The following is a 15,149-nucleotide window of genomic DNA, read 5'->3' as shown; positions in this document are numbered from 1 at the left end:
CCGATTTAGGGAGGGAAAGGACAGTTAAGTCCTCATCGATGGAGAAAAATTGGTATGTCATTCATACGTATTCAGGCTATGAAAATAAAGTAAAAGCCAACTTGGAAAAGCGCGTGGAATCAATGGGTATGCAAGATAAAATTTTTCGCATCGTAGTTCCTGAAGAAACGGAAACAGATACAAAAAACGGAAAGAAGAAGGCAACAAAGAAAAAAGTATTTCCAGGGTATGTGTTAGTGGAGATGGTGATGACCGATGATTCTTGGTATGTAGTACGCAACACGCCTGGGGTAACAGGGTTTGTTGGATCAAGCGGGGCAGGTTCAAAACCAACGCCACTTCTTGAAGAGGAAGTCGAAATGATTTTAAAACGAATGGGCATGCCGTTGACGGAGATCGATGTAGACTATGAATTAAATGAAACGGTAAGGGTGAAAGAAGGTCCTTTTGCTAACTTTACCGGTAAAATTGAAGAGATCGATCTAGATAAGAGAAAAGTAAAAGTGCTTGTCAATATGTTTGGGCGCGAAACACCAGTGGAATTTGAGTTTTCACAAATTGAAAAAATATAATAGAAAACAACTTGCAATCGAAATAGAAAAGTGATAATATTTTAAAGTCAGTATGTCTCGTGAATCGAGACAAACAATTGGTTTGCATTAGGCAATGAACTTATACAAGTTTGTATAAGGGAGCGTTTTTCTAACACGCAGATCCTCTCAACCGAAACGAGAGAATACGGAAAAGGGCTATAGTTGCCTTATGAGTGGGAGGGACAATCCCTAATACCACATCACGGACTTAAGGAGGTGTGTCTCGTGGCAAAAAAAGTTATAAAAGTCGTGAAACTACAAATTCCTGCAGGTAAAGCAAATCCGGCACCACCAGTTGGTCCAGCGTTAGGTCAAGCCGGTGTTAATATTATGGCATTTTGTAAAGAGTTCAATGCTCGCACAGCTGACCAAGCGGGTTTAATTATTCCGGTTGAAATTACGGTTTTTGAAGACCGTTCATTTACATTTATTACGAAAACTCCGCCAGCTGCAGTATTATTGAAAAAAGCGGCCGGCATTGAATCTGGTTCTGGTGAACCAAACCGTAATAAAGTAGCGACAATCAAACGCGATAAAGTGCGTGAGATTGCCGAAATGAAAATGCCGGATTTAAACGCAGCGAGCATCGAAGCTGCGATGCGCATGGTTGAAGGTACAGCCCGCAGCATGGGCATTGTTATCGAAGACTAATGTGCATAAAGTTGGCTGAGGAGGTTGCGACTATAAGGAGAAATCCTTTTCGCAACCTTTATTCGTGGGAGGTCATTCCGCTAAAACCACAATAAGGAGGAATTTTACATGTCAAAAAGAGGAAAAAGATATTTAGAAGCAGCAAAGCTTGTGGATCGCTTCAAAGCGTATCCGATTGCAGAAGCAATTGAACTTGTGAAGAAAACAAACATTGCGAAATTCGACGCTACGGTTGAAGTTGCGTTCCGTTTAGGTGTTGATCCGAAAAAAGCCGATCAACAAATTCGCGGTGCGGTTGTATTGCCTCATGGTACAGGAAAAGTACAACGCGTATTAGTATTCGCGAAAGGCGAAAAAGCAAAAGAAGCGGAAGCAGCTGGCGCTGATTACGTTGGCGATACAGAGTATATCAACAAAATTCAACAAGGTTGGTTCGATTTTGACGTTGTTGTCGCTACTCCAGATATGATGGGTGAAGTTGGTAAATTAGGACGTATTTTAGGTCCGAAAGGGTTAATGCCAAACCCGAAAACAGGCACTGTTACATTTGATGTTGCGAAAGCGGTGCAAGAAATTAAAGCTGGTAAAGTAGAATATCGTGTTGATAAAGCCGGCAACATTCATGTACCGATTGGTAAAGTGTCATTTGATAACGAGAAACTGGCAGAAAACTTCACTACGATTTACGAGGCGATTTTAAAAGCAAAACCAGCCGCTGCAAAAGGTACTTACGTGAAAAACGTAACGATTACTTCAACGATGGGCCCTGGCATCAAAGTAGACCCGTCTACAGTAGCGGTAGCGCAATAAATATTGACTTCTTTCAATTCTTTTAGTAAAATGTTTTTTGTCTGAAAAAATGAATATCATTTGTACCGTAGACAGTAGGTGCTCTTAGGAGCTTAATATCCTACCGAGGTATTTGTACGATAGAAAAACGCGTTCAAGGTCATTTTGCGCGTTTTACGATACCTCCATGTCTACGTGGCATGGAGGTTTTTTGTTGATGCGGTATAAGTGGTGTTTTCATTTTATCTTCCACAGGAGGTGTAAAAATGAGCAGTGCGATCGAACTCAAAAAACAAATTGTAGCAGAGATAGCTGAAAAATTCCGCGCCAGCAAATCTACGGTTATCGTAGACTACCGCGGCTTAAACGTAGCGGAAGTTACAGAACTTCGCAAGCGACTTCGCGAAGCAGGCGTTGAGTTCAAAGTGTATAAAAACACATTAACTCGCCGTGCGTTAGCGGAAGTTGGCTTAGAAGGATTAAATGATGTATTTACTGGGCCAAATGCGATTGCATTTAGCAAAGAAGATGTTGTAGCGCCTGCGAAAATTTTAAGCGAATTTGCTAAAGACCATGAAGCGCTTGAAATTAAAGCAGGTGTCATTGAAGGCAACATTGCAACGCTTGAAGAAATCAACGCGCTTGCAAAACTTCCTTCCCGCGAAGGCTTGCTTTCTATGTTGCTTAGCGTTCTTCAAGCTCCAATTCGCAACTTTGCGCTTGTTGCAAAAGCAGTTGCGGACAAAAAAGAGGAACAAAGCGCATAATTTCTCTTTCGTTTATGCTATAAAACCATAATGATATTAAGGAGGAACTGATGATGACAAAAGAACAAATCATTGAAGCGGTTAAAAATATGACTGTATTAGAATTAAACGAATTAGTAAAAGCAATTGAAGAAGAGTTCGGCGTCACTGCTGCTGCTCCTGTAGTAGTTGCTGGCGGTGCTGCTGGCGGCGATGCTGCTGCTGAAAAAACTGAATTTGATGTTATTCTTGCTGACGCTGGTGCGCAAAAAATTAAAGTTATCAAAGTTGTTCGTGAAATCACTGGCCTTGGCTTGAAAGAGGCAAAAGACTTAGTTGATAACACTCCAAAACCAATTAAAGAAGGCGTTTCTAAAGAAGAAGCAGAAGAAATCAAAGCGAAACTTGAAGAAGTTGGCGCTAGCGTAGAAGTGAAATAATTGTCATTCGCGCAGAAAAAGCTCGCTGAAACCAGCGGGCTTTTTTATTTATAAGAAAATGGGTATGATGAAAATAAATCAGTAATAGAAGGGTGATGTCATTGAGCGAACATTATTACTCTTCCACTCCATCGTCGGAAAGCAATCCCCATACGTGGGCATTTACATTGCGGGGCAATGAACTGACGTTTACGACAGATAGTGGTGTATTTTCGAAACGAGAAGTTGATTTTGGGACACGCTTGCTTATTGAAACGTTTGAAGAACCGAAAGTAGATGGTGATTTTTTAGATGTAGGTTGCGGATACGGTCCGATCGGTTTATCTATTGCCAAGGCATTTCCAAACCGACATGTAGACATGATTGATATAAACAAACGTGCTCTTGCGCTGGCAAATGAAAATAAACATGCTAACCATATTACCAACGCTTCCATTTATGAAAGTGATTTATTTGCGCAAGTAGGAGATAAAAAGTTTGCTGCGATTTTGACAAATCCACCGATTCGCGCTGGGAAACGTGTTGTTCATGCCATTTTTGAACAAAGTGCTGCCTATCTTTATCCTAACGGAGAATTATGGGTTGTGATTCAGAAAAAACAAGGGGCTCCTTCTGCATTAAAAAAACTGCAAGAAATATTCTCGTATGTAGAAGTTGTGACAAAGAAAAAAGGATATTATATCATAAAGTCAAAAAAATGTTGACAGTATTCTATGGTTGTGGTAGCATTATAAAATGCTAAATATGTACAATTTCGTCGCAAGGATATGACGTATAATTTTATCCATAATGGGAAGAATGATAAAATCAATAAACAGGTAAAAATATGGTTTTCTATATAGAAACCATTTTCTTTTTTTCTCCATTATAACTGAAGGTTTACCTTCCATTTTGATTAATGTTTAAATTTTGAGGGGTGAATCAGTTGACAGGCCGACTAGTTCAATATGGACGACACCGCCAACGAAGAAGTTACGCGCGTATTAGTGAAGTGCTAGAATTGCCAAATCTTATTGAGATTCAGACTTCCTCTTATAAATGGTTTCTTGATGAAGGATTGCGGGAAATGTTTAAAGAAATTTCCCCAATTGAAGACTTTTCCGGTAATCTTTCTCTTGAGTTTATTGATTATAGTTTAGGGGAGCCAAAATATACTGTTGAAGAGGCAAAAGAACGCGATGTTACATATGCCGCACCACTTCGCGTAAAAGTACGTTTAATTAATAAAGAGACTGGTGAAGTAAAAGAACAAGATGTCTTTATGGGCGATTTCCCGTTAATGACAGAAACAGGAACGTTTATCATTAACGGGGCGGAACGTGTTATTGTGTCACAGCTTGTCCGCTCTCCAAGCGTTTATTATAGTGAAAAGGTTGATAAAAACGGAAAACGCGGTTATTCGGCAACGGTTATTCCGAACCGCGGTGCGTGGTTAGAATACGAAACAGACGCAAAAGATGTTGTATATGTCCGTATTGATCGCACTCGTAAACTACCAGTTACGGTGCTTCTTCGTGCGCTCGGGTTTGGTTCCGATCAGGAAATTATCGATTTAATCGGTGATAATGAATATCTTCGCAACACGCTTGAAAAAGATAATACGGACAGCACCGAAAAAGCGCTCATTGAAATTTACGAGCGTTTGCGTCCAGGTGAACCACCGACGATTGAAAACGCGAAAAATTTGTTAATCTCCCGCTTTTTTGATCCAAAACGTTATGACTTAGCAAGCGTTGGACGTTATAAAATTAACAAAAAACTTCATATTAAAAACCGTCTGTTTAACCAACGTCTTGCTGAAACATTGGTAAATCCGGAAACTGGTGAAATCATTGCGGAAAAAGGAACGCTTATTGATCGAAGAACGTTAAACCGAATTTTACCGTACCTTGAAAACGGCGTTGGATTACAAGTTTATAAACCTGTCGGTGGCGTAGTGGATGAAGAATTTGCGTTACAGTCTATTAAAATTTATTCGCCAAACGACGCGGATGGAGAAAAAGTTATTAATGTCATCAGCAACGGCTATATTGCCGAAGATGTGAAACATATTACTCCTGCGGATATTATTGCTTCGATTAGCTATTTCTTTAACTTATTACACGGAGTCGGTGACACGGATGATATTGACCATTTAGGAAATCGCCGTCTTCGTTCTGTCGGTGAATTATTGCAAAACCAATTCCGGATTGGTTTGTCACGCATGGAGCGGGTGGTTCGTGAGCGCATGTCCATTCAAGATACAAACACGATCACTCCGCAACAGCTGATTAACATTCGTCCTGTCATTGCAGCGATTAAAGAGTTTTTCGGAAGCTCACAGCTTTCACAATTTATGGACCAAACGAACCCTCTTGCTGAATTGACGCATAAACGCCGTCTTTCTGCGTTAGGACCGGGTGGTTTAACACGTGAACGCGCAGGCTTCGAGGTACGTGACGTTCACTATTCACACTATGGACGAATGTGCCCGATTGAAACGCCTGAAGGTCCAAACATTGGGTTGATCAACTCACTATCTACGTATGCAAAAGTAAATAAATTTGGTTTTATCGAAACACCATATCGACGTGTCGATCCGGAGACAGGAAGAGTTACCGATCAAATTGATTATTTAACAGCCGATGAAGAAGATAACTATGTTGTAGCACAGGCGAACGTCCCTCTAGCGGAAGATGGAACGTTCTTAGAAGAAAATGTGGTTGCTCGTTTCCGCGGGGAAAACATTGTCGTAAAACGCGACCGCGTCGACTATATGGACGTATCGCCAAAACAAGTTGTATCAGCAGCGACGGCCTGCATTCCATTTTTGGAAAACGACGACTCGAACCGTGCGCTTATGGGAGCGAACATGCAGCGTCAAGCAGTTCCATTGTTAGAGCCGGAAGCGCCAATTGTCGGTACAGGAATGGAATATGTGTCCGCAAAAGACTCCGGCGCCGCTGTTATTTGTAAACATCGCGGTATTGTCGAACGAGTGGAGGCAAAGGAAATTTGGGTTCGCCGCCTCATTGAAGTGGACGGAAAAGAAGTAAAAGGTGATCTTGATAAATATCGTCTTTTGAAATTCGTTCGTTCGAACCAAGGGACTTGTTACAATCAACGCCCGATTGTGAAAAAAGGCGATATCGTTGAAAAAGGGGAAATTTTAGCAGATGGTCCATCCATGGATAAAGGTGAGCTTGCACTCGGCCGCAACGTACTGGTTGCCTTTATGACATGGGATGGATACAACTATGAAGACGCAATTATCATGAGCGAACGTCTCGTCAAAGAAGACGTATATACGTCCATCCATATTGAGGAGTATGAAGCAGAATCCCGCGATACAAAACTTGGTCCGGAAGAAATCACGCGCGATATTCCAAACGTCGGTGAAGACGCGTTACGAAACTTGGACGAACGTGGAATTGTCCGCATTGGCGCGGAAGTAAAAGACGGTGATTTGCTCGTTGGTAAAGTAACACCGAAAGGAATGACGGAGCTTACAGCAGAAGAACGGCTGTTACATGCTATTTTCGGTGAGAAAGCGCGCGAGGTGCGCGATACGTCTCTTCGAGTTCCGCATGGTGGCGGCGGTATTGTCCTTGATGTGAAGGTCTTTAACCGCGAAGACGGAGATGAGCTTCCGCCAGGCGTTAACCAGCTTGTCCGTGTTTATATCGTGCAAAAACGGAAAATTTCCGAAGGCGATAAAATGGCAGGTCGCCATGGAAACAAAGGGGTTATTTCGCGAATTTTACCGGAAGAAGATATGCCGTTCTTACCAGACGGTACTCCAATTGATATTATGTTAAACCCTTTAGGCGTTCCGTCGCGTATGAATATCGGGCAAGTGTTCGAATTGCATCTCGGTATGGCAGCGAAGAAGCTCGGCCTCCACATTGCATCGCCAGTATTTGATGGGGCTACGGAAGAAGACGTATGGAACATTTTAGAAGAAGCAGGAATGCCGCGTGACGCAAAAACGGTTTTATACGATGGCAGAACGGGTGAGCCGTTTGATAACCGCGTATCTGTCGGTATTATGTACATGATTAAGCTTGCGCACATGGTTGACGATAAGCTTCATGCCCGTTCAACGGGACCGTACTCGCTCGTTACGCAGCAACCGCTTGGCGGTAAAGCGCAATTTGGCGGGCAGCGCTTCGGCGAAATGGAAGTGTGGGCGCTCGAAGCTTATGGCGCTGCATATACATTGCAAGAAATACTTACAGTCAAATCGGACGATGTCGTCGGTCGTGTGAAAACATATGAAGCAATCGTCAAAGGTGAGAACATACCAGAACCAGGTGTGCCGGAATCGTTTAAAGTGTTGATTAAAGAGCTGCAAAGCTTAGGTATGGATGTAACCATTTTGACTAGCGACGAAAAAGAAATTAATATGGAAAACTTTGATGAAGATGATGATCATAGCGCGGATGCCATTGTTCCAGAAGTGAAGTCGACAGAGAACGAAAAAGATGTCGTCACAAAAGAATAAGATTATTGAACGGTGATGGGGGAGTTGATCCTCCATCACTTTCAAGATGTTATGACTCACAAAAGAACGTTCACTACTAACCTTTATTTCATAAAAGCAATCGAGGCAAAACCGAGTGATAAAGAGGGAGGTATACCCCTTGCTAGATGTAAATAAATTTGAGTACATGAAAATCGGACTCGCTTCACCGGAGAAAATCCGTTCTTGGTCATACGGTGAAGTAAAAAAACCGGAAACGATTAACTATCGTACATTGAAACCAGAAAAAGACGGATTATTTTGTGAGCGTATTTTCGGACCAACAAAAGATTGGGAATGTCATTGTGGAAAATATAAGCGCGTACGTTATAAAGGTGTTGTCTGCGACCGTTGCGGTGTCGAAGTGACTCGCTCGAAAGTCCGTCGTGAACGGATGGGTCATATTGAACTAGCAGCTCCTGTTTCACATATTTGGTATTTCAAAGGAATCCCAAGCCGTATGGGACTCGTTTTGGACATGTCGCCACGTGCGTTAGAGGAAGTGATTTATTTCGCTTCATACGTTGTGACTGATCCAGGCGATACGCCACTGGAGAAAAAACAATTGCTTTCCGAAAAAGAATATCGTGCGTATCGTGAAAAATACGGGCAATCGTTCCAAGCCTCCATGGGTGCAGAGGCAATTAAAAAGCTTCTTCAAGATATCGACTTAGAAAAAGAAGTGGCAACGTTAAAAGAGGAGTTAAAAACAGCACAGGGGCAGCGACGCGCCCGTATTATCAAGCGGTTGGAAGTGTTAGAGGCGTTCCGCAACTCAGGCAACGATCCTGCTTGGATGGTGCTTGATGTGCTTCCTGTTATTCCTCCTGAATTGCGGCCGATGGTGCAATTAGACGGCGGACGCTTTGCGACATCGGACTTGAACGATTTGTACCGCCGCGTGATTAACCGAAACAATCGTTTGAAACGCTTGTTGGATCTCGGCGCACCGAACATTATTGTGCAAAACGAAAAACGGATGCTTCAAGAAGCGGTCGACGCGTTAATCGATAACGGTCGACGGGGCCGTCCGGTAACAGGACCTGGGAACCGTCCGCTAAAATCGCTCTCTCATATGTTAAAAGGGAAACAAGGTCGTTTCCGTCAAAACTTGCTTGGTAAGCGTGTAGACTATTCAGGCCGTTCGGTTATTGTCGTCGGTCCGAACTTGAAAATGTATCAATGCGGCTTGCCGAAAGAAATGGCGCTTGAGCTCTTTAAACCGTTTGTGATGAAAGAGCTTGTCGAACGTGGATTAGCGCACAACATTAAGAGCGCAAAACGGAAAATTGAGCGCGTCCATCCGGAAGTATGGGATGTGTTAGAAGATGTGATTAAAGAGCATCCGGTATTACTTAACCGTGCCCCAACTCTTCACCGATTGGGTATTCAAGCGTTTGAGCCAACGCTTGTTGAAGGTCGCGCGATTCGCTTGCATCCGCTTGTATGTACAGCATATAACGCTGACTTTGACGGAGACCAAATGGCCGTGCACGTTCCGCTATCCGCGGAAGCTCAGGCAGAAGCACGATTGCTCATGCTGGCCGCGCAAAATATTTTGAACCCGAAAGACGGAAAACCAGTTGTTACTCCTTCGCAAGACATGGTTTTAGGTAACTATTATTTAACGATGGAACGTGAAGGAGCAATCGGTGAAGGAATGGTATTTAAAGATACGGATGAGGCGTTGCTTGCGTATCATAATGGTTATGTCCATTTACATTCACGAATCGCCGTTCATGCCGGTTCATTGAAAAATGAAACGTTTACGGAAGAGCAAAATAATAAACTGCTTATTACGACAGTTGGAAAACTTATTTTCAACGAAATTTTACCAAACTCATTCCCTTATATTAACGAGCCGACAACTGAAAATATCGAAGGGCGGACACCGGATAAATACTTCCTCGATAAAGGTGCAAATGTAAAAGAAGAAATTCGCAAGCGCGAACTTGTTCCACCGTTTAAGAAAAAAGTGCTCGGACAAATTATCGCTGAGGTATTTAAGCGGTTCAAAATTACAGAAACATCGAAGATGCTTGACCGCATGAAAGATTTAGGGTTCCAATATTCAACAAAAGCCGGCATTACGATTGGGGTTGCCGACATTGTCGTATTACCGGAAAAACAAGAAATTCTTGAAGAAGCACAAGCAAAAGTCGACACGGTCTTAAAACAATTCCGACGCGGTTTAATTACTGACGAAGAGCGCTATGAACGTGTCATTTCGATTTGGAGCGAAGCGAAAGACAAAATTCAAGACAGACTGATGAAATCGCTCGATAAACGCAACCCAATCTTTATGATGAGCGATTCTGGAGCTCGCGGTAACGCATCAAACTTTACGCAGCTTGCCGGAATGCGCGGTCTCATGGCAAACCCAGCGGGACGCATCATCGAATTGCCGATCAAATCTTCGTTCCGTGAAGGATTAACGGTATTGGAATACTTTATTTCTACACACGGAGCGCGTAAAGGGCTTGCTGATACGGCACTAAAAACAGCAGACTCCGGTTATCTCACAAGACGTCTTGTCGATGTGGCGCAAGATGTCATTGTTCGTGAAGAGGATTGCGGTACGGACCGTGGTATTCTTGCAAGAGCATTAACGGACGGTGCAGAAGTCATTGTCAAACTAGAAGAGCGTCTTGTCGGTCGCTATGCGCAAAAAACGGTGAAACATCCGGAAACAGGCGAAATACTCGTTCGCAAAGACGAAATGATCACCGAAGATATTGCGAACGCGATTATTAAAGCAGGCATTAAAGAAGTATGGATCCGCTCTGCCTTTACATGTAATACAAGACACGGTGTATGTAAAAAATGTTACGGTCGTAACTTGGCGACAGGTGCGGATGTGGAAGTTGGCGAAGCGGTCGGTATTATCGCTGCGCAATCGATCGGTGAACCTGGTACGCAGTTAACGATGCGTACGTTCCACACAGGCGGTGTTGCCGGCGACGATATTACCCAAGGTTTGCCGCGTGTTCAAGAGCTGTTTGAAGCACGTAATCCGAAAGGGCAAGCGGTTATTTCAGAAATTGACGGAATCGTCACTTCGATTAACCAAACGCGTGATCGTCAATATGAAATTGTCGTAAAAGGCGAGGTAGAGACACGCTCTTACATTGCTCCTTATAACGCAAGATTAAAAGTAGAGGAAGGGCAACAAGTAGAGCGTGGTCAAGAACTTACCGAAGGATCCATTGATCCAAAACAATTATTAAAAGTAAGGGACGTTACGTCCGTTCAAGAATATTTATTGCGTGAAGTACAAAAGGTATATAGAATGCAAGGGGTAGAAATTAGCGATAAACATATCGAAGTAATGGTTCGTCAAATGCTTCGTAAAGTGCGCGTCATTGATGCGGGGGATACAGACGTCCTGCCTGGAACATTATTAGATGTGCATCAATTTACGGACGTGAACGAAAAAGCGCTTCTTGAAGGAAAACGTCCAGCAACGGCTCGCCCAGTATTGCTTGGTATTACAAAAGCATCGCTAGAAACTGATTCATTCTTATCAGCGGCATCGTTCCAAGAAACGACACGCGTTTTAACCGATGCGGCGATCAAAGGAAAACGGGATGAGTTGCTCGGCTTAAAAGAAAATGTTATTATCGGCAAGCTTGTTCCAGCAGGAACTGGAATGGCGCGCTATCGTAAAGTAAAACCGGTAATTAAGAAAGAAGCAAATGAGGACGCGGTTACTTCTAAATAATTGGTTGTTACCAGCAAAGGACGATTCCTTTGCTGGTAACAAATTGTTTAAAAATATAGTTGACAATGTCTTATGAAAATGATAGTCTAATAAAGGTGTTCCGAAAACCTGGTACTTTGGAGGATATGTTACATGTCTTATGAAAAAGTATTGCAGGCTGGAAAAATTGTTGTAGGAACAAAGCAAACAGTAAGAGCTCTGAAAGAAGGAAAGGCGCTGGAAGTTATCGTTGCGGAAGATGCTGATCCATCCATTATCGATAAAGTGATGGAAGCGGCAAAAGAAGCAAACGTTCCAGTTGCGAAAGTGGATTCCATGAAGAAACTTGGGAAAGCATGCAAAATTCAAGTAGGAGCAGCTGCTGTAGCGATCATTCGTTAAAAACCGTTTTTGTGGTTTTTACTACAAAAACTTTGTTTTTGCATAAATAATGAACCGCCTGGATATGTGGGCTTGAGTTTGTATGTGAAGGGAGGAAATTTAATATGCCTACAATTAACCAACTAGTTCGCAAAGGTCGCGAGAAAAAGGTGGTAAAGTCAAAATCACCTGCATTAAATAAAGGGTACAACAGCTTCAAAAAAATACAAACAAACGTGCCTTCTCCGCAAAAACGCGGTGTTTGTACACGTGTTGGCACGATGACTCCGAAAAAGCCAAACTCTGCGCTTCGTAAATACGCGCGTGTTCGTTTAACGAACGGTATTGAGGTAACGGCTTATATCCCTGGTATCGGTCATAACTTGCAAGAACACAGCGTCGTATTAATTCGCGGCGGACGTGTAAAAGACTTGCCAGGGGTGCGTTATCACATTATTCGTGGTGCCCTAGATACAGCAGGTGTAGCGAACCGTATGCAAGGTCGTTCAAAATACGGCGCGAAAAAACCAAAAGAATCGAAAAAATAATATGAAATAGGATTTTTGGTTGAAAGGAGGAAAAAATATGCCACGTAGAGGTCCAGTTCCAAAACGAGACGTACTACCAGATCCGATTTACAATTCAAAACTAGTGACCCGTCTTATCAATAAAATTATGATTGACGGTAAAAAAGGAAAAGCGCAAAAAATTCTTTATACGGCATTTGATATTATTCGCGAGCGCACGGGTAAAGATCCAATGGAAGTATTTGAGCAAGCGTTGAAAAACGTAATGCCTGTTCTTGAAGTTCGTGCACGTCGTGTTGGTGGTGCAAACTATCAAGTTCCTGTTGAGGTTCGCCCAGATCGCCGCGTTACATTAGGTCTTCGCTGGTTAGTGCAGTATGCTCGTCTCCGCGGTGAAAGAACGATGGAAGAGCGTCTTGCGAATGAAATTATGGACGCTGCAAACAACACTGGCGCAGCTGTGAAAAAACGCGAAGATACACACAAAATGGCAGAAGCAAACAAAGCGTTTGCACATTATCGTTGGTAATTATGGTTTATTGATAATCTACAAGGGAGAATAGGTGATGGTGGCTGGAGAAACTTGCCGCCAATTCACCTATATTCCTATATTATTATGATTTTGTATTAGCGAATATCACATGATACTTATTTGAAGGAAGGAGAAAATAACCACCATGGCAAGAGAGTTCTCCTTAGAAAACACTCGAAACATTGGGATTATGGCGCATATTGACGCCGGTAAGACGACAACAACAGAGCGCATCTTGTTCTATACTGGCCGTATTCATAAAATTGGGGAAACTCATGAAGGTGCTTCCCAAATGGACTGGATGGAACAAGAACAAGAGCGCGGGATTACGATTACATCTGCTGCGACAACAGCACAATGGAAAGGGCATCGCATCAACATTATCGACACACCAGGACACGTAGATTTTACGGTAGAAGTTGAACGTTCTCTTCGTGTACTCGATGGTGCGATCACTGTTCTTGACGCGCAATCTGGTGTAGAACCGCAAACAGAAACAGTATGGCGCCAAGCGACTACATACGGGGTTCCACGTATCGTATTCGTTAACAAAATGGATAAAATTGGCGCGGACTTTTTGTATTCCGTAAAAACGCTTCATGACCGCTTGCAAGCAAACGCGCATCCTGTGCAATTGCCAATCGGCGCGGAGGACCAATTCTCCGGCATTATTGACCTTGTGGAAATGTGCGCGTACCATTATCATGATGAGCTTGGTAAAAATATTGAGCGCATTGAAATTCCAGAAGATTACCGCGATATGGCGGAAGAATATCGCAACAAGCTCATTGAAGCAGTTGCGGAATTAGATGAAGAGCTTATGATGAAATATTTAGAAGGGGAAGAAATTACAAAAGAAGAATTGAAAGCTGCGATTCGTAAAGCGACGATTAGCGTGGAATTCTTCCCTGTATTTTGCGGTTCTGCATTTAAAAACAAAGGGGTTCAGTTATTGCTTGACGGAGTTGTAGACTATCTGCCTTCTCCTGTGGACATCCCTCCAATTAAAGGGGTCGTTCCGGATACAGAAGAAGAAGTAGTTCGTGAAGCAGACGATGACGCTCCGTTCGCAGCATTAGCGTTTAAAATCATGACTGACCCTTACGTTGGTAAGTTAACGTTCTTCCGTGTGTACTCTGGTACACTAGATTCTGGTTCATATGTCATGAACTCGACAAAACGCAAACGTGAACGTATCGGTCGTCTCCTACAAATGCATGCGAACCACCGTCAGGAAATTTCGAAAGTATATGCCGGTGACATCGCGGCAGCTGTAGGTTTAAAAGATACAACAACAGGCGATACTCTATGTGATGAAAAGAACCTTGTTATACTAGAATCAATGCAGTTCCCAGAACCAGTTATTTCGGTGGCGATCGAGCCAAAATCAAAAGCGGACCAAGATAAAATGGGTCAAGCATTGCAAAAATTACAAGAAGAAGACCCGACATTCCGCGCTCATACAGATCCGGAAACTGGCCAAACGATCATTTCTGGTATGGGTGAGCTTCACCTAGACATCATCGTTGACCGTATGCGCCGTGAATTCAAAGTGGAAGCAAACGTCGGCGCGCCACAAGTTGCTTACCGCGAAACATTCCGTAAATCGGCGCAAGTCGAAGGGAAATTTATCCGCCAATCTGGTGGTCGCGGTCAATACGGTCACGTTTGGATCGAATTCTCGCCAAACGAACGCGGAAAAGGATTCGAATTCGAAAACGCGATTGTCGGTGGGGTTGTTCCGAAAGAATATGTTCCAGCAGTCCAAGCTGGTCTTGAAGAAGCAATGCAAAATGGCGTTCTTGCTGGATACCCAGTTGTCGACATTAAAGCGAAACTATTTGATGGTTCATACCATGATGTCGACTCCAGCGAAATGGCGTTCAAAATCGCAGCTTCTTTAGCGTTGAAAAATGCTGCTGAAAAATGTGATCCTGTGTTGCTTGAGCCAATCATGAAAGTCGAAGTAGTGATCCCTGAAGAATATCTTGGCGATATTATGGGTGATATCACTTCTCGTCGAGGACGCGTAGAAGGTATGGAAGCTCGCGGCAACGCGCAAGTCGTTCGCGCGATGGTTCCACTAGCGGAAATGTTTGGATACGCTACTTCGCTACGCTCTAACACACAAGGACGTGGAACATTCACGATGGTATTTGACCATTATGAAGAAGTTCCGAAAAACATTGCAGATGAAATCATCAAAAAAAATAAGGGTGAATAATTGATTTCTGTCTGCAGTTTCGCTATAAATACTTATGTAAGACTTGGGAGCAAATATGACAAGTG

At 43.0% G+C, this 15,149-nt stretch carries 12 protein-coding genes and 1 other annotated feature; all 12 genes read left to right on the top strand.

The genetic code is table 11. The annotated features are described in order from the left end of the window. Window positions 1-38: 38 nt before the first annotated feature. The 12 genes from nusG (at window position 39) to fusA (ending at window position 15,084) form a co-directional block, all read left to right on the top strand. Entirely contained in the window at window positions 39-572 is a 534-nt protein-coding gene (gene nusG, locus QSJ37_RS17745; RefSeq protein ID WP_012748871.1) for a transcription termination/antitermination protein NusG, read from the top strand. A gap of 246 nt (window positions 573-818) precedes the next feature. After that, a complete protein-coding gene (rplK, locus tag QSJ37_RS17740) occupies window positions 819-1,244 on the top strand; it encodes a 50S ribosomal protein L11 (RefSeq protein ID WP_012748872.1) in 426 nt (141 codons plus the stop codon). A 108-nt stretch (window positions 1,245-1,352) separates the two neighbouring features. Further along, complete coding sequence (gene rplA, locus QSJ37_RS17735; protein ID WP_285756500.1) at window positions 1,353-2,054, top strand: 50S ribosomal protein L1; 702 nt, start codon at window positions 1,353-1,355, stop codon at window positions 2,052-2,054. Window positions 2,055-2,101: 47 nt separating this feature from the next. Further along, window positions 2,102-2,255, top strand: a sequence feature (ribosomal protein L10 leader region). A gap of 44 nt (window positions 2,256-2,299) precedes the next feature. After that, window positions 2,300-2,800 carry a 50S ribosomal protein L10 gene (gene rplJ / locus QSJ37_RS17730; protein ID WP_012748874.1) on the top strand — a complete coding sequence of 167 codons (501 nt, stop codon included), beginning with the start codon at window positions 2,300-2,302 and terminating at the stop codon, window positions 2,798-2,800. Between the two features lie 53 nt (window positions 2,801-2,853). Beyond that, the gene (gene rplL / locus QSJ37_RS17725) at window positions 2,854-3,219 is read left to right on the top strand and encodes a 50S ribosomal protein L7/L12 (RefSeq protein WP_041269549.1); all 366 of its coding nucleotides are present in this window, start codon (window positions 2,854-2,856) and stop codon (window positions 3,217-3,219) included. A 101-nt stretch (window positions 3,220-3,320) separates the two neighbouring features. Next, window positions 3,321-3,923, top strand: a complete 603-nt coding sequence (locus tag QSJ37_RS17720; RefSeq protein WP_285756498.1) for a class I SAM-dependent methyltransferase — start codon at window positions 3,321-3,323, stop codon at window positions 3,921-3,923. Between the two features lie 221 nt (window positions 3,924-4,144). Then, window positions 4,145-7,702, top strand: coding sequence for a DNA-directed RNA polymerase subunit beta (gene rpoB / locus QSJ37_RS17715; protein ID WP_285756497.1), 3,558 nt, complete (start codon window positions 4,145-4,147; stop codon window positions 7,700-7,702). Between the two features lie 139 nt (window positions 7,703-7,841). Then, window positions 7,842-11,441 carry a DNA-directed RNA polymerase subunit beta' gene (gene rpoC / locus QSJ37_RS17710; protein ID WP_062677085.1) on the top strand — a complete coding sequence of 1,200 codons (3,600 nt, stop codon included), beginning with the start codon at window positions 7,842-7,844 and terminating at the stop codon, window positions 11,439-11,441. Between the two features lie 132 nt (window positions 11,442-11,573). Beyond that, on the top strand, window positions 11,574-11,822 hold the full coding sequence (locus tag QSJ37_RS17705; RefSeq protein ID WP_062677086.1) for a 50S ribosomal protein L7ae-like protein: 249 nt from the start codon (window positions 11,574-11,576) through the stop codon (window positions 11,820-11,822). A 104-nt stretch (window positions 11,823-11,926) separates the two neighbouring features. After that, entirely contained in the window at window positions 11,927-12,349 is a 423-nt protein-coding gene (rpsL, locus tag QSJ37_RS17700; protein WP_062677087.1) for a 30S ribosomal protein S12, read from the top strand. Window positions 12,350-12,386: 37 nt separating this feature from the next. Continuing rightward, entirely contained in the window at window positions 12,387-12,857 is a 471-nt protein-coding gene (gene rpsG, locus QSJ37_RS17695) for a 30S ribosomal protein S7 (protein ID WP_012748881.1), read from the top strand. A 148-nt stretch (window positions 12,858-13,005) separates the two neighbouring features. After that, window positions 13,006-15,084 carry an elongation factor G gene (fusA, locus tag QSJ37_RS17690; protein ID WP_285756494.1) on the top strand — a complete coding sequence of 693 codons (2,079 nt, stop codon included), beginning with the start codon at window positions 13,006-13,008 and terminating at the stop codon, window positions 15,082-15,084. The last annotated feature ends 65 nt before the right edge of the window (window positions 15,085-15,149 follow it).

Source organism: Parageobacillus sp. G301, from assembly GCF_030268025.1.
Lineage (GTDB): Bacteria > Bacillota > Bacilli > Bacillales > Anoxybacillaceae > Parageobacillus_B > Parageobacillus_B toebii.
This window is presented reverse-complemented; position numbering and strand designations above follow the sequence as displayed.